A 16,474-nucleotide genomic window follows, 5' to 3' on the forward strand; every position below is an offset into this window, starting at 1 on the left:
CTAATGAAATTGAACCCGCGCCCCGCTGAGAGCACGTCGTTTTCCCGTTTTTCGCCACTGCGTCCGCGTCGAGGCGGTGCACTTGGAGCCGTCGTCGCCTGTTTGGTGGTCGCCGGAATTCTCGGTGGAATCGGCTACGCGCTGTTCTATGGCAACGGCGACGGGAGCAAGTCCGGCGAGCTGATCACGGCAAACGTCGTCAAGGGCCCGTTCGATCACATCGTGCTGGAACAAGGGGAAATCGAGAGCAGCAGCAACATCGCCGTGGTCTGTCTGGTCAAGTCGCGGGGCAGCGGCACCGGCGGCACCTCGATCCTGTGGGTGATCGATGAGGGCGCGCGAGTGGAGAAAGGCGACAAGTTGGTCGAGCTGGATTCGTCTCAATTGGAACAGACACTCAACGAAGACAAGATTCGCGTGATCGCGGCCGAAGCGAACGTGACGACCGCCAAGGCCCAGGTCGAGCAAGCCAAAATCGCCCGCCAGGAATACCTGGAAGGCGTCTACATGACCGACGAACGTGCGATCCAAAATGAAAAACTGATCGCCGAACAAGACCTGGTCAAAGCCCAAAAGGCGCTTGAAAGCAGCCAGCGATTGGTCGCCAAGGGGCTGATCAAGTCGCTGCAGCTCGATGCCGACAAGTTCGCCGTCGCCAAGGCTCGCAATGAGCTCGAAGCCGCCGAGGGCCGCCTACGTGTGCTCCAGAACCTGACCAAGAAAAAGATGCTGGTCCAGTTCGATAGCGATATCGAATCTGCCCAGGCCCAGTTGAGCGCTTACGAAAGCGAGCTGCTGGAACAGCAGATTCAATTGGCCGACACCAAAGAACAGATCAAAAATTGCATCCTGACGGCTCCGGCGTCTGGCGTCGTGGTGCACGCCAACAAATACAGCAGCCGCGGTGGGAACGCCGAGTTTGTGGTCGAAGCCGGGGCGTCGGTCCGAGAACGCCAGGAGATCATCTATCTGCCCGACCCCACCAAGATGCAGGTCAAAAGCAAAGTCAACGAGTCACGAATCACGCTGATCCGCGAAGGCATGGCGGTCAAGATCTCCGTCTCGTCGATTCCCGGGCTGACCCTCAAAGGCCGGGTCACGAAGGTCAATCGCTATGCCGAACCGAGTAGCTTTACCAGCTCGGGCATCAAGGAATACGCCGTGTTGATCGACATCTTGAATCCCCCCGAAAACATCCGCACCGGGATGACCGCGGAAGTGCAGATCTTCGTCCAGCAACTCGAAGACGCAATTCAGATGCCCATCCAAGGGCTCTACGAACACGACAACCGTATGTTCGCGTTGGTCAAAGAAGGACCGGAGTCGTTCCGAACGACCAAAGTCTCCATCGGTGCAACCAATGACACGATGGCAACGATTGAAGAAGGCCTGAAGGAAGGCGAATCAGTGGTACTCAATCTGCGTCAGCACCTGGACTTGATGGAGCTGCCCGAAGTCTCCGCCGACGACAACAGCGAAATGCGTGAGATCGCCGATGTCGACCCCAATGCCAAACCCATCGAGATCGAAGACGGACCGACAGACGGTGATGGTGGTGGTGGTGGTGGACGCAAAGGCGGTGGCGGCCCCGGTGGTGCGGGACGTGGCGGTGGCCCCGGTGGCCCCGGTGGCGCAGGACGTGGCGGCGGCGGTGGCCGTCCCGACCCGGCGACGATCGTTGCCCGCATGATGGAAAGCGGCGATAAAGACGGCGACGGGACGATTTCCGCGGAGGAACTCAGTTCGATCGACGCCAACTTCCGTGACCGAATCTCCGCCGCCGATAACGACGGCGACGGTGCCGTCACCCGCGATGAGATCATGACAATGATCCGCCAGCGGGCGGGAGGTTGATCCGGACATGTCGATGACTGATGCCTACCGGTCCTCCGAGGCCGATCCGAGTGCAGGCGCGACCACGCCCAAACGCCTGGCCACTTCGATCCGCAACCTGCAAAAGCACTACGTGCTCCGAAGTGAAACCGTTAAAGCGCTGCGAGGCGTTTCGTTTGACGTTCCCGAAGGCGATTACGTCGCCATCATGGGACCGTCGGGAAGCGGAAAAAGTACGCTGCTCAACTTGCTCGGTTGCCTGGACAAACCGACCAAGGGGTCGCTGATGCTCGGCGACGATGACATCGCCAAGATGACTGACGATGAACTCGCCGAGATCCGCTCCCAACGGATCGGGTTCGTGTTTCAATCGTACAACCTGATCCAACAGCTTAGTGTCGTCGAGAACATTCAGGTGCCGCTGTATTACCAAGGCAACATCGGAGCCAAGGAACGCGCCCGTTCGATCGAACTGGCCGAACGCGTCGGCTTGGGTGATCGCCTGGATCACCGGCCCACGCAATTATCCGGTGGACAGCAGCAACGCGTCGCGATCGCCCGCTCGCTGGTCAACGACCCGTACTTTGTGCTCGCCGACGAACCGACCGGAAACCTGGACTCCGTCACCACCGAAGAAATCCTGTCGATTTTCGATCAGCTCAACGAGGAGGGCCGAACGATTATTTTGGTCACCCACGAAGACTTCGTTGCCGCGCGGGCAAAACGTGTCGTGCGTTTGAAGGACGGAAAATTGCACAAAGACGAAATCAACACGGAAGACTCCCGCAATGCCGCTCGCGATTTCCAACGCAAGCATGTCGAGCAACTGTTGAAAGAGGGCGACCGTTAAGATGATTTGGCTCCGCACGCTTCGACTCGGGGTCAAAAGCCTCGCGCTCCACCCGCTCCGCAGCGGATTGACCATGCTCGGCATCTTGATCGGTGTTTGGGCCGTCATCCTGTTGACCGCGGTCAGCCAGGGTGCCAGCGATCAAGTTCAGAAACAAATTGAATCGCTCGGTGCGAACACGATCATTGTTCGCAGCCAAAAACCGCCGGAAGAAAAACTGGCCGCCGGCGGGTTCGCCAGTCAGTACGGTCTGCTGCGACGCGATCTGGACACCATTCTGGCCAGCGTTCCGACGATCAAGACCGCCGTGCCGATCCGCGAGATCCGGCGTCAATTCGCGTTTCGTGATCGCACCATCGACGGACGTCTGGTCGGTTGCACGCCCGGCTACGCCGACGTCAACACGCTGGCCATTCGAAACCGCGGCGGCCGTTTCTTGAGTGATGCCGATGGCATTCTCGCCGATACCGTGTGCGTCATCTCCGCCGGCGTCGCCGAACGGTTGTTCCCTTTCGAAGACCCGCTGGGGAAACGCGTTTACATTCCCGAAAGCAAGGATTACTACCGCGTCGTCGGTGTCTTGGAACCCCGCAATCCCTCCGCGGCCATCGGCGGATCGCTCGATTCACAGGATTTTTCGTCTGACGTCTACGTGCCGATCCAAACGATTCGCAGCCGTGTCGGCGACCGCATCGTGACCCGCCGGAGTGGACAGTTCCAAATCGAAATCATGGAACTCAATCAGATCACCTTGCAAGTCGGCAGTGTCGACGAGGTGCGTTCCAGTGCGGCGATGATCGAACGTTTGCTGGATCGAAACCATGCCAAGATGGGCGACGTTGCCGTCGTCTTCCCGCTGGAACTGCTCGAACAGGCACGGAATTTGAGATTGATGTTTTTGGGCATCGGAATCTTGATCGCCTGTATCTCGCTGATCGTCGGCGGGATTGGGATCATGAACATCATGTTGGCCAGCGTCACCGAACGAACACGCGAAATCGGAATTCGCCGGGCGTTGGGCGCCAAACGTGTCGACATCGTGCGTCAGTTCCTGGTCGAGACGTTGGTGCTCAGTTTCTGTGGCGCCGCGCTCGGCATCCTGCTCGGGTTTCTCGGCCCGGCAATGTACGAGGGCATGATCTATATCGTCCGCGAAGGATTCCCGGACAAGTTCGCCGCCCTGCCCGATGCGATTCGCGAAGCCAAACCGACGATCGTTTATGAAACGATTCCGTTGGCAGTCCTGATCGCCGTCCTGGTCGGCTTGGTCAGCGGGTTGTACCCCGCCATCCGAGCGGCGCGGATGAACCCGATCGAAGCCCTGCGGCACGAGTAGGACAGCCCGAGGTTGCTCGCTCCACATCGTGGAGGAGCCTGCCGCACGTGGTTGTCGAACGCTTCGTCCAGATTAGATTTTGGGTTGCGATTGCGGAGCGGAAAAGGGGCACCACTGAGCCCACCGATAGCAGCGCGAACCCACGGATTTTTTGCACCTTGTCATCCGTGGGTTCGCGCTGCCATCGGTGGGTGTTCTTTTCGAGGGTTGTCGCTGGCACGCCCCACAAGCGATAAGACGGTTCCAAGCCGTCGGACGCTGGCGGCATCGACGTCGAGCGACCATAATGCCGCTCTGATTCACGTCCCTCCAACTTCTCCCCCCCCTCCGTGCAAATCATCATGTCACGAATCCTCTTGATCGCGTCCCTCGCGTTGGTGGCGATTCCGCTCCCTGCAGGCGAATATCTCAATGGCATCACGTGGCAGGCCCCCCCGGTCGTCCAGCCCGGGCCCACCGCTGCTGATCCGCCGTCCGATGCCATCGTGCTGTTCGACGGGACGGATATGTCCAAGTGGAAAAACGGTGAAAACTGGCCGGTCGCCGACGGGGTGGTGACGATCGGCAAGGGCCAGATCGTCTCGAAAGACGAGTTCGGTGATTGCCAAGTTCACATCGAATGGTCGGCTCCGAATCCTCCCAAGGGAAACGGTCAGGGCCGCGGCAATAGCGGACTGTTCTTGATGGGCACCTATGAAATCCAAATTCTGGATTCGTACCAGGCCGAAACCTATCACGACGGTCAGGCCGGCGCGATCTACAAACAAACGCCTCCGATGGCCAATGCGATGCGCGCCCCCGGTCAGTGGAACACCTACGACATCATCTGGACCGCACCGCGGTTCAACGAAGACGGTTCGTTGAAGTCGCCGGCTTACATCACCGCGATCCACAACGGCGTGGTCATCCAGAATCACTTTGAACTACTCGGCGACACGCCCTACAACCGCCCGCCGGCTTACAAGCCGCATCCGCCCCGAGGGCCGCTTTCGATCCAAGACCACGGCAACCCGGTCCGGTTCCGTAACATCTGGGTTCGCGAATTGACGCCGGTCAAGGGTGAACAGACCCGCAAACCGTACATCCGTGACGGGCAAAAAGAAACGCCAATCGAATGACGATCACCGCGAAACAACCTCTCGACCGATTGAGCGTCGACGACTACTTCGACGTCCTCTCGTCCTGGTTGGATCTGGAAGCGGACGCCGAACGCGCCCGAATGGCGCTGCGACGGCAGATGCGAAACACGCGTGATGCCGAGCGAACCGGCGAGACGATTCTGGGGCTTCAACTTCAAGACCACCAGACCGGGCTCGCCGGAAGGTTTCTGTTCGATTTCGCCAAAGTTGGGGGGAAACCGTTACCGCTGAATCGATTGAAAGTCGGATCACCGGTCGTGATTTCTGATGCCGACGATCCGGGCGACCAGGGGATCGCGGGCGTCGTCAGTCGTCGCAGCCAATCGGTGATCCAGGTGGCGTCGGAAAAGTGGCCCGACGCAAGGTACTTTCGGCTGGATCTTTCACCCGATGAAACCACCCGTCGCCGACAACTGGCGGCGATGGCGTCGGCACGCTGCGCCAGCGGCCGGGCCAAGCAGATGCGGGACCTCTTACTGGGACAGCGCCCCATCCGCTACGGCGATCCGGATCCGATCGAATTCCGCAGCGACTTGAATCCGCCACAGCGGGACGCGGTCCTGTTTGCGCTGGCCGCGCCCGACATCGCGATCCTGCACGGCCCGCCCGGCACCGGCAAAACGACAACGCTGGCCGAAGTCATCTATCAAGCGGTGATGCGTGGCGACCGCGTGTTGGCCTGTGCCCCCAGCAACACGGCCGTCGACAACTTGCTGGAACGGTTGGTCGCGATGCTGCCCAACGTGCTGCGGGTCGGCCACCCGGCTCGAGTGTTCGAATCGTTGCGCGGTCACACGCTGGACGAACTCGTCGACGCCGACCCGTCCTCGGCGGTGATCCGCGACATGCGACGCGAGTTATCCGAATTGATGCGTTCGGCGGCGCGGTCGCATCGCGGGCGGGATGGAAAGAAGCGACGTAGCTTGTTGTACTCCACCGCCGGTGATCTCCGCGGCCAAATTCGATCGTTGGAACGCAGCGTTGTCCGGGGCGTCATCGAAGGGTCCGACGTGATCTGCACGACGACAACGATCGACGAAGACTTGCTGGGGGACGCTCGGTTCGACTTGGTCGTGATCGACGAAGCGTGTCAGTGCACCGAATCAAGTGTCTGGCAAGCGGTTTTGCGTGCCGACATGGTCGTGATGGCCGGCGATCACTGCCAGCTTCCGCCGACGGTGTTGTCCGACCAGGCAGCCGCCGAAGGCATGCGCGACTCGATGATGCATCGGTTGATCGAACGCGAAGGCCAATCGATCTATCGACGGCTGACGGTACAGTACCGCATGCACCAGTCGATCATGGAATTTTCTTCACAAGAGTTCTATGACGATTCGCTGGTCGCCGATCGCAGCGTTGTCGAGCATCGACTGAGTGACCTTCCGAATGTCCAGTCGTCGCCGATGACCGAAGAGCCCTTGATGTTGGTCGACACGGCCGGTGCCAACCTGAACGAGGAACTTGAACGCGACGGCGAAAGCAAACTCAATCCGGGCGAAGGCAAGCTGGTCACCCGGTTCGCGACCGAATTGATCGAGGCCGGTGTGCTGCCCGATCAAATCGCCATCATCGCCCCTTACGCGGCCCAGGTGCGTTGGCTCCGCAATCGCCCGGAATTGCGCGACGTTGAAATCGATACCGTCGATGGTTTCCAGGGCCGAGAAAAGGAAGTCGTCTTGATCACGCTGACACGCAGCAACGATCGCGGCGAAATCGGTTTCCTGGCCGACACCCGGCGGACCAACGTCGCACTGACCCGCGCCCGACGAAAGCTGATCGTGATCGGCGATAGCGCCACACTGGGCGGCAACGACTTTTACCGCCGAATGCTCGAATACTTCGAATCACAAGGCGCCTATCGAAGCGTGTTCGAATTCGGCGTCGATTGAATGAGTCCGTCACGCAGTGCGTGACTCCCGGCATGCTCAGCATGCCCTACGTTTACCCACCACACTACACACCGCCAGGATCGCGATCGCGGGCATGATCGGGGCTCGCATTCGAAGATTGCTCCAGTAGACCGCATGGACGCCCGTCAGCGTGATCGCCAATAACCAGATCGCCCACCAGCGACTGCCAAAGACTCGTCGCCGGTGCCGCGCGACTGTGACAATCACCGCCAATGACAGCGCGACGTAGAACAAACCCACCGCGAGGGTGGCCGGCGTGGAACGCCCCGCGACCGCATGCGGAAACGGACTCCACAGACGCCCCACACGCACGACCATCGACCATGCGAACACAGACGGGTGCCGCTTGATCGTGGCCACGGCCGATTCATAGCACAAACGATCGTCGTCAACCTCCGAGACCGCGGCGTCGTAATTCGGTGTCCCGGTCCAATCGCGTCGCCAAAACGCCGCCTCGCGCGGGTCGCCCTCGTAACGATGCGCGTAGGCGCTCAAGAACGACGTCGCGTCCCAGGCTTGCCCGAATTGCCCTTCAGAAAGATAGCGATAGAACGACTCGTTATTGGCCAACAACAACGTGTATCCGCCATGGGTTGTGGCCCAGACTGGATGCCCCAAAACGCGCATGTTTCGCCACGTCCAGCCGCCGACCGCGAGGGCGACGACCGACGCGATCACCAGGGCGGATTTCACACCGCGTCGGTTTCGAAAACGCAATGGCGTGGCGACAACCAACAGCACGGCCCAGACGAGAAAGGTCGGCCGGCAGAGGTAGGCCAACGCGAGCGCCCCGCCGATTCCCAAGGGAAAAAAGATCGAACCACGCTTGCGCGCGGAGGTCGCCCCTGCGGCATTCCATCCGCTCCACAACCAGATCGCCGCGGCAGCCAAGGTGGCGGCCAAGGTTTCGGTCATCACTTCGACGGATTGCCGCAACAGAATCGGGTCGATTGCCGTCAAGACAACCGCCGCCAAACCCAGGCGGTCACCGCCGTCGAACCGAGACGACTCACGAAGCTGCGCCGCGAAATGCCGCGTCGAGAGGAAGACAAAACAGGCCGTCAATGCGGCCAAGACGAGATGCAGCGCTGCGACGGCAAGTCGCGACAGTTGTCCGTCGGGCATGCAAATCGACAACAACCAGGGATACAGCGGCGGCCGAAACGCGATCGCTCGCGTCGATCCGTCCGCACCGGTCAGACCAAAAACACCGGATTGCCGCAGCGTTTTCGCGATCACCCGATAGGCATCCGGATCCGCGACGAACGCGTCGGAGTCAAAATAGATCACCCCACCTCGAATCAACAGCGTCAGCCCGACGGCCAACAGCAGTATTCGGAGATTTGATCGAGAGGGCAAGGGAACGGCTCTGGGGTAACAACCTGGATGCGACGACGCGGGGAGGACGCCGCCAATTCTATCAGCCTGACCGACGGTCGGGCACGCGATACACGCCAGATCGCATCGTAGGGCATGCTGTGCATGCTTGACGAGCCGTATGGCGTCCACGTAGCCTGTCGCGATGCAGTTCTTGATTCAATACGCGATTCGTTGGCGATTGGTCCTGATGGCCCTCGGCATCGTGACCCTGGCCGGCGCGTACCCCATCTCCACACGACTGACGACCGAACAAAGTGTTTCGTCGTTGTTCGGTGATCAAGACATCACGCTGCAACAATACGAAAATCTGAAACGTTGGTTCGGCGAAGACGACGTGCTGGTGCTGATGTACCGCGACGAAGCGTTGCCGACGGCGGGCGGCATCGAGCGGAGCCGCCAATTGACCGAAAAGGTCAGGGCGCTCGATGGAGTCACCGCCACCCTCTCACCTTGGGTGCTCAACGAAGCGGCCGAGGGGATGAATAAAGTCAACGTGTTGCCGTTCGGGAACGGCGACGCATCGCCGGCTGACGAGACGCCGGCGCTGATGCGTCCCGATGACCCGGTCGGCAAGGGTCTGAGCGACATTTTTTCCGGCTACACCCATTCGGCGGACTATTCGCACGCGGCGGTCGTGGTGATGATCGACGACCAAAAAACCGCGTCGACCGTGGCGGGGCTGCGCGACATCACCACCTGGTGGTCCCAGCAGCAGTTGGTCAGCAACGTTTCGCTGGTCGGCGAACCCGTGCTCGTCGACGAAGCGTTTGCCTTGGTGCGTCGCGACGGTGCGCGATTGGCGATCGTGACGATTGCGTTGCTATCGCTGGTGTTGACCCTGGCGCTGTTGGACTTGCGCTTGGTGCTGCTGCTGGCGCTGGTGATCGGGTGGTCGGTCGTGCTCACCAAAGCCACGATGTTTTTGGCCGGCATCTCGTTGTCATTGATCGCATCGATTCTGACGGCCATTGTCACCGTGGTGGCGGTCACCGCGGTGCTACACCTGGGCGTCCGCTATCACAGCCGCCGCGGCCGCGGGTTCTCTCAGATCGAATCGACCGAAGAAGTCATGCAGCGGATGGCCGCGCCGATCTTCTGGACGTGCGCGACCGATGCGGCGGGATTCGCCGCGCTCTATTTTTCCGAAATCCTGCCGGTGCGTCAGTTCGGTTTGATGGTTGCACTGGCGGCGATGAACGTGTTTGTCGCGATCTTGCTGTTCACGCCCACATGCTTGATGCTTCCCGAACTTCGTTGGATTCGACGCATCGTGCCGACACGGCATCTGCTGACACGCACCTTGCGTCGACTTTGTTTTCGTGTGGCGGCCTGGTTTGCCGTGCATCGCAAATGGACGGTTTCGGGTGCGGCCGTCGTGATGGTCGTTGCCATCGTCGCCGTCACGCGGGGCGAGACCGAGACCAGTTTCTTACGGAACTTTCGTCCCGACAGCACGATCGTCCAGGACTACGGCAACGTTGAAAATAACTTGGGAGGAGCGGGGGTTTGGGATCTGGTGCTCGATGTGCCCGCGACCCTGTCCAATCCATTCCTGTCGCAAGTGCAAACGCTTCAACGCGACCTGCTCGGCGAACTCGGCGGCGATTCGGGTTTGAGCAAGGCGATCAGCATCGCCGATGCCACCGAAGTCCTGGGGCGTTCGTCGGCCGGAAAATGGATGCCGGCATCGGTGCGGATCGCCGCGATGCGGACGCGATTGCCCACCTTCATCGGCGCGTTGATTTCCGAACCGATCGGCGCGGCACCGCAGCGGCGTAAGTTGCGCATCATGTTGCGAAGCCCCGAGGGATTGTCGGCCGACACCAAACGCGAACTAATCGCAAACGTGCAACGCATCGCATCGGAACATTTGCAGCGTTGGGACTCGGAGACCGAACCAACCACAACGGAACAACCAAGCAGCGAACAGCCGGTCACCGAACGTGTCACCGTGACCGGGTACTACGTGATCATGACGCGATTGGTCGACCAGTTGGTGTCGGACCAGTGGCGCTGCTTCATTGTTTCGGCGTTGTTAATTTGGCTGTTGATGGGCATCGCCACCCGCAGCTTGCGTCTGGCGACGGCGGCGTTGGTGCCGAACTTGCTTCCCGCGTTTTTGGTGTTGGCAACCGTCTCGCTCGGCGGAGGCCGAATCAACATGGGCGCCGCGATGATCGCCGCGGTCTCGGTGGGACTGTCCATCGATGGCTCGGTGCACCTGTTGACGGTGTATCGGCGTCGGCGAGCGATCGGCCGCAACCCCGGTCAGGCGTGTGTGTCTGCGGCCGGCAACATCGGCGCCCCCGTGATGTTGGCGACGTTCGCACTGGTCGCCGGTTTCAGCGTGCTGTCGACCAGCGAGTTCATTCCCACGGCGACCTTCGGGACACTGGTCGCATGGACGCTGGTGATCGGAACGCTGATCAACCTGAGTGTCCTGCCCGCGCTGGTTCGCACGCTGGTTCGCACGCTGGATCGCTAAACACGGGATGGGCCTTCAGCCTGTCCCTGCCTCACGCCGACAGCCGGTTTCACTTCGGCCGGCGTGCTTCCAGCCACGGTTGCTCGGGAACCCACTCGGGATGTTGCCGTGCCCACTCCGGTTCAGGGAACCAGCGCAGACCGCTGACCCGCGGGTAGGTCTCCCACACGTTCGCCTTCTCGGGCGCGGTGACGCGGACGTCTCCTGTACGACGCAGATAACTGTCGAGCAGGTTCGACAAACGCTCCCGAATCTCTCCGAACGATGGATCGGCTGCCAGATTATTGAGGCAATCGGGGTCGCCGACGATGTCATACAGTTCCTCGCCGGGACGCAACCCGACCGACAATTGCATCAGCCGAGCGACGTCCGGTTGATCCTGATTGGCGATCATCCAGTCAAGCGTCGGACAAGCATCGATATCGTGATAGCCGCCGTCGGCCGGCCCCAATTCGAAGCTGACCAGTTTGCCGGAATCATCGTACTTGGCGCGGTTGTATTTCTGCGGCGTCCCGGCGGGGAACCGTTCGGGCGCGAAGTTGCGGATGTAGAGATGGGTGTCGGTTCGGACGCAGCGACAGGGATACCCCAGCGTACGAAACCGGGACGACGAGTGACGTTCGCGACCGCTATAAACTGCGTCGCGCGATGGCGACACCTTATCGGCTTCGTTGCTGTATCGGGGCAGCAGGTTGATGCCAGGTAACTGATCGGCTTGCTGGGGCACGACGCCCGCGGCGGCAAAAATGGTTCGCGTCACATCGATCAGGCTGACCAGATCATCGGTGTCTTGACCGGCGGGAATCCGCTCGGGCCAGGCGATCGCCAGCGGCATGTGAATCCCGTACTCGTACAAATTCGCTTTGGCACGGGGGAACGACATGCCGTTGTCGCTGGTGACGATCACCAGTGTATTGTCCAGTTCGCCGTCGCGCTGCAGTCGATCCAACATGCGTCCCAAGTGCGAATCAAACCATTGAATCTCGTACATGTAATCGGCGATGTCGCTGCGGATTTCCGGCTCGTCGGGCAGGAACTTGGGCACCGAGATCGCATCGGTGTCGATGCCGTTTGCTTTGCCCAACCCCTTGCCGAACACCCGATGAGGCTCGGAAGCGCCGAACCAAAAACAAAACGGTTGGTCGTCGCCGCGGGCGTCGAGGAAGTCGTCAAAGTTCGCGGCGTAGTCGTTCGAGGCGATGCCCTTGGGAGCCTTCAGTTTTCGCTTGCCGTAGGATTTGCCCGCCGGGTTATGGGGCCAACCGACGGCCTTGCCTGGCGCCCAGCCCTTGCCTGTCATCCCGACGTGGTAACCGCTTTTTTCCAATTGGCTGGTGAAGACCGGCAAATCGGTGGGGAAAAAGCTTGCGTGTGTCCCGGCTTCACGGATCTGCCAGATCTCGCGGCCGGTCAGAAAGGCCGCCCGCATCGGGCTGCAACCCGGCGCCGGCGTGAACGCGTTTTGAAACAGCACGCCGGCTTTGGCCACGCGATCGAAACTCGGGGTCCGGATCGCCGCGTCGCCATAGGCCGAAGCATGGGGATAGGACTGGTCGTCGGAGATCGCGATCAAGATGTTGGGACGCCGGGCCTGGGCCTGGGAAACCGACGGAAGCATCACCGCCCATCCGCAGAGCAACCCAACCAGACCGACGAGGCTTCGCATTTCAATCAACCAACAGGAACGTGTCATCAGGCAGTCATTTCTTGTGGGGAGCAGGTCGTGTGGGGAGCAGGTCGTGTGGGGAGCAGGTCGTGTGGGGTGCAGGGGGTCGAGAGCTTCCATCAAATGCGTGGCAGCACGCGTTGGCGTTTGCGGAATTTGAGCGGAGTTTCTCCGATGTGCTTTTTGAACTGTTGCGTGAACGCGCTTTGGTCGCAGAAACCGAATTTCAAGGAGATGTCTCCGACGCTCATGTCGGTATTGATCAACGCGTCACTGGCCGCTTTGATCCGCGTCTTGGCCAAGAACTCTTGCACGTTCAACCCGAACAATTCCACGAATCGACGATGCAGCTGGCGTGATGAAACGCCCGCGATCGCCGCCAGTTCGTTGACGCCGATCTTGCGATCCAGGTTTTGGTGGATGTGATTCAAGATGTCGTCAATTTGCGAGTAAGCTTGGATCTCGGCACGCGCGCCATTGTAATCCCGCACCGTCCCCATCACCCCGATCACTTCGCCACGGTTGTTGCGGACCGGCAGCTTGGTGGTCACGAACCAGTCCAGCAGGCGATGTTCGGTGTACCAGATTTCGACACGATTGATCAACGGTCGGCCGGTTTCGATCACCGTCCGGTCGTCGCGGACAAATTCATCGGCAAGCTGTGCGGGAAAATGATCGTAGTCGGACGTCCCGATGATTTCGGCTTCGCTGGACACCCCCAGTCGATTCAGGATGGCGGAGCTGACCGCCATCATGCGGCTCTGGGCATCCTTGACGAAAAAGTAGACGTCCGGGAGATAGGCGAACAGTTGCTGAAATTGCTGAGGCCCACCCATCGCTTCAAAAAACTGCTCTTGAAGCTGACGGGGGTTGCCGGGCGGGGATACATTCATTTTTTTCGGTCGTCCATGCGATGCATTTGGTGGAGGACGCACTGTCGTCAACAAAACAAGATTGGATTGTAACCGATCTCCCCGGAGAAGCCTGACTGGGTAGCGACGCCGCCTTGCGTTAGAATTGGGGCCGACGGCACCTCGCCGAGGCGACCTGATGGCTGGGACCTGATGGCCGCGTCCTGGCATCGGCTGTCGGCAATTCCCCCCCACACCCGCCTCCTACTCTCCCCACCAACCTCGTGAGATCTCTTTCCATGCGAATCCTATCCGTTGCGTTTGTTTTGTTGTGTTTGACGGGTGTTGGGCTGAAGCTCGCCGATTCCCCCGGCTCTCAAGTCGCTCTGTTCGCCAATCATTTCCTGGAACAATTGGACGACGACCAGAAATCGATCGCAACGATGCCCTATGACAGCGACAAACGCGTCGATTGGCACTTCATCCCGAAAAAGACTCGCAAGGGTCTGATGCTTCGCAACATGAATGCCGCCCAACGGGTGGCCGCCCTGCGGATGCTTCGCAGTGCCCTCAGCGAAGCGGGCTACGGAAAGGCCAGCAAGATCATGTTGCTCGAAGGCGTGTTAAGGGAACTGGAAGGGGAAGACCGCACCTGGGAACGCGATCCGCACAAGTACTTTGTGACCCTCTTCGGCACGCCCGGTGACGAAGGAAAATGGGGGCTCAGCTTCGAAGGACACCACCTGTCGATGAATTTCAGTTTCAGCGACGGCGCGTTGGTCGACAGCACACCGCAATTCTTCGCCGCCAATCCCGCCACCGTGATGAACGACGTTTCCGGACCACTGGGCAAGGGAACGCGCGTGCTGAGAGACGAAGAACAACTCGCATTTGATCTGGTCGCGTCGCTCGAGACCGGCCAAAAAGACATCGCGATCATCGACCAAGATGCGCCCGAAGAAATTCGCTTCGCCGGCGAAGCTCAAGCAAAGGTCGATGAACCGGTGGGCATCACCTATCGCGAAATGAGCGAGGAGTCCAAGGCATTGCTGACCAAACTGGTCAACACCTACATCGATGCCGTCACCGAACCGGTCGCCGATGAACGCCGTGCCCAGATCGAAGAAGACGGCTGGGACGGTGTGCATTTCGCTTGGGCCGGCCCCACCAAGCCGGGTATCGGGCATTACTACCGCGTGCAGGGCAAACGGTTTTTGATCGAGTTCGTCAACACGCAAGCCGATGCCGCCGGCAACCCGGCCAACCATATCCACTGCGTCTGGCGCGACCTGTCCGGCGATTTTGATTTGACGCCGTAAACCGTCGAGCCGTCCGGTAGGGCATTCGTTTTAGCGGCACGGCGGGAGCCGTCCGGTTTGCGGCAACACCGAAGGGCTCGCGCCCTTCCGCTATCATCCACCGGCATCAAGACGCAACTCGGTTCGCGGCACAACACGCCGGCGCCACGCTGACTCAATCTGCGGACAACCACGCGTACAGCCCCACCAGTGTCTTCGCATCGCGGATTTTTCCGCTGGCGATCCAGGCTTTGATTTCGTCCCGCGTCGCGATCCGATTGACGATCGACTCGGTCGCTTCGCGGTCAGGATCCCCGGCGACCAACTCGGTCGCCCGGTACAGATGCATCAGTTCGTCGCAAATGCCCGGCGCGGAATAGAACTCATGAATCAATTCCAGCTTGCCTGCCCGGTAGCCGGTTTCTTCGATCAATTCTCGCGACGCCGTGACCACGGCCTCTTCGCCCGATTCACGCGTACCGGCCGGAAGCTCCAGCAGCGTCTCGCCTACCGTCGGTCGGGTGTTTTCGATCAGAACGACGCGGCCGTCCTCCAGGATCGGTAACAACACGACCGCACCGGGATGACGAATTACCTCTCGTTGATAAAGCCGGCCATCGTCGCCGGTCAACGTCATCCGGTGGACGTTGAACCTGGCCCCCTTCAAAAGCATCGGTTCTGTGGGATCATCGTCTCGGCTCATCAGTCGTCAACCCTTCTGTCAGCATGTTGTCTTGATTCGTCAGCCGGATATGTTACGCGGTCCCTCCGTTGATGGACAATCCACCGCCCCGCGGCCTCCACCCTGTGTACCAAGGCAACATGTTCGGATTTCTCAATTGCGACAAGCCGATCGGCTTTTCATCACGCGACTTGGTCAACATCGTCCAGGGCCGACTGCGCGGGCGGAAGGTCAAGGTGGGGCACTGCGGCACGCTTGATCCGCTGGCCAGCGGCGTGCTGGTCGTCGGCGTCGGGCCCGCCGCCCGGTTGACCCCCTTCGTGCATGAAGCTTCCAAGAGCTATCGAGCGACGTTTCGACTGGCCGCCGAGAGCCCGACCGGCGACATGGAATTCGAACCCACGCTGTATCCCGATCATCCGATCCCGAGCGCCCACGAACTCGCTTCGGCGTGCCGCAGCTTGACGGGAAGGATCGAGCAGATCCCGCCGGCTTATTCGGCCATCAAAGTCGACGGCAAACGGGCCTACGCGATGGCCCGCGAAGGCCAGGACGTGGTGATGCCCGCCCGAAAGGTTCACATCGAGTCGATCAAAATCCTGTCCTATCGCTACCCCGATCTGCAGCTGCAAATCACCTGTGGAACCGGCACCTACATTCGCACGCTGGGCATGGACGTTGCGAAAGCGGTCGGCACCGTCGCGGTGATGACGTCGCTGGTCCGAACACGCGTCGGCGAGTTTTCGATCTCGAATTCCATTTCCGAAACGCAGCTCCGTGAAAACGAAATCGAATCCCTGCTGTTGCCCGCGGCGATCGGCGTTTCGCACCTGCCCCGGTTGATCGTCAATCCAGACGAATGCAAACGCTTGGCCAACGGGTTGTGCCTGGGCACCCGGCAACCCGACACGCCCCGTGGCGCGGAGGGAGATCCCGAACATGTTGCGGCGATCACCCCCGATGGACACCTCAAAGCGATCTTGGTCCAGAAGCACTCGAGCTGGTGCCCGAAGCGAGTCTTTCCGGACTAGAGCCTGCCAGCGG

The 16,474-nt window shown here is 60.3% G+C and carries 12 protein-coding genes; 8 read left to right on the top strand and 4 right to left on the bottom strand.

The window, feature by feature from the left end; genetic code table 11:
* The first annotated feature begins 3 nt into the window (after positions 1-3).
* From TBK1r_RS15760 to TBK1r_RS15780, 5 genes are all read left to right on the top strand, one after another.
* Positions 4-1,854 (top strand): efflux RND transporter periplasmic adaptor subunit, encoded by a 1,851-nt coding sequence (locus TBK1r_RS15760; RefSeq protein WP_145212425.1) that lies wholly within the window; start codon positions 4-6, stop codon positions 1,852-1,854.
* A gap of 7 nt (positions 1,855-1,861) precedes the next feature.
* Positions 1,862-2,683 (top strand): ABC transporter ATP-binding protein, encoded by an 822-nt coding sequence (locus TBK1r_RS15765; RefSeq protein WP_419581390.1) that lies wholly within the window; start codon positions 1,862-1,864, stop codon positions 2,681-2,683.
* Position 2,684: 1 nt separating this feature from the next.
* Complete coding sequence (locus TBK1r_RS15770; RefSeq protein ID WP_145212428.1) at positions 2,685-4,019, top strand: ABC transporter permease; 1,335 nt, start codon at positions 2,685-2,687, stop codon at positions 4,017-4,019.
* A gap of 341 nt (positions 4,020-4,360) precedes the next feature.
* Positions 4,361-5,137 (top strand): 3-keto-disaccharide hydrolase, encoded by a 777-nt coding sequence (locus TBK1r_RS15775; RefSeq protein ID WP_145212431.1) that lies wholly within the window; start codon positions 4,361-4,363, stop codon positions 5,135-5,137.
* On the top strand, positions 5,134-7,047 hold the full coding sequence (locus tag TBK1r_RS15780; protein ID WP_145212434.1) for an AAA domain-containing protein: 1,914 nt from the start codon (positions 5,134-5,136) through the stop codon (positions 7,045-7,047). Before TBK1r_RS15775 ends, TBK1r_RS15780 begins: the two co-directional genes overlap by 4 nt.
* Before the next feature lie 36 nt (positions 7,048-7,083).
* Here the strand turns inward: TBK1r_RS15780 and TBK1r_RS15785 are convergent, their stop codons facing one another.
* Positions 7,084-8,427 (bottom strand): hypothetical protein, encoded by a 1,344-nt coding sequence (locus tag TBK1r_RS15785; RefSeq protein WP_145212437.1) that lies wholly within the window; start codon positions 8,425-8,427, stop codon positions 7,084-7,086.
* 163 nt (positions 8,428-8,590) lie between these two features.
* On the opposite strand from TBK1r_RS15785, the gene TBK1r_RS15790 reads away from it, so the two are divergent.
* A complete protein-coding gene (locus TBK1r_RS15790; RefSeq protein WP_145212440.1) occupies positions 8,591-10,933 on the top strand; it encodes an efflux RND transporter permease subunit in 2,343 nt (780 codons plus the stop codon).
* Positions 10,934-10,982: 49 nt separating this feature from the next.
* Here the strand turns inward: TBK1r_RS15790 and TBK1r_RS15795 are convergent, their stop codons facing one another.
* A complete protein-coding gene (locus TBK1r_RS15795) occupies positions 10,983-12,626 on the bottom strand; it encodes a sulfatase family protein (protein ID WP_419581391.1) in 1,644 nt (547 codons plus the stop codon).
* A 92-nt stretch (positions 12,627-12,718) separates the two neighbouring features.
* On the bottom strand, positions 12,719-13,492 hold the full coding sequence (locus tag TBK1r_RS15800) for an AraC family transcriptional regulator (RefSeq protein ID WP_372895848.1): 774 nt from the start codon (positions 13,490-13,492) through the stop codon (positions 12,719-12,721).
* 257 nt (positions 13,493-13,749) lie between these two features.
* On the opposite strand from TBK1r_RS15800, the gene TBK1r_RS15805 reads away from it, so the two are divergent.
* Positions 13,750-14,769 (top strand): DUF3500 domain-containing protein, encoded by a 1,020-nt coding sequence (locus TBK1r_RS15805; protein ID WP_145212443.1) that lies wholly within the window; start codon positions 13,750-13,752, stop codon positions 14,767-14,769.
* Between the two features lie 154 nt (positions 14,770-14,923).
* On the opposite strand, the gene TBK1r_RS15810 is transcribed toward TBK1r_RS15805, so the two are convergent.
* Positions 14,924-15,451 (bottom strand): NUDIX hydrolase, encoded by a 528-nt coding sequence (locus tag TBK1r_RS15810; protein ID WP_145212446.1) that lies wholly within the window; start codon positions 15,449-15,451, stop codon positions 14,924-14,926.
* A gap of 119 nt (positions 15,452-15,570) precedes the next feature.
* Between TBK1r_RS15810 and truB the strand changes: the two genes are divergently transcribed.
* Entirely contained in the window at positions 15,571-16,461 is an 891-nt protein-coding gene (gene truB / locus TBK1r_RS15815; RefSeq protein ID WP_145212449.1) for a tRNA pseudouridine(55) synthase TruB, read from the top strand.
* Positions 16,462-16,474: the final 13 nt, after the last annotated feature.

Source organism: Stieleria magnilauensis, assembly GCA_007753675.1.
GTDB lineage: Bacteria > Planctomycetota > Planctomycetia > Pirellulales > Pirellulaceae > Stieleria > Stieleria magnilauensis.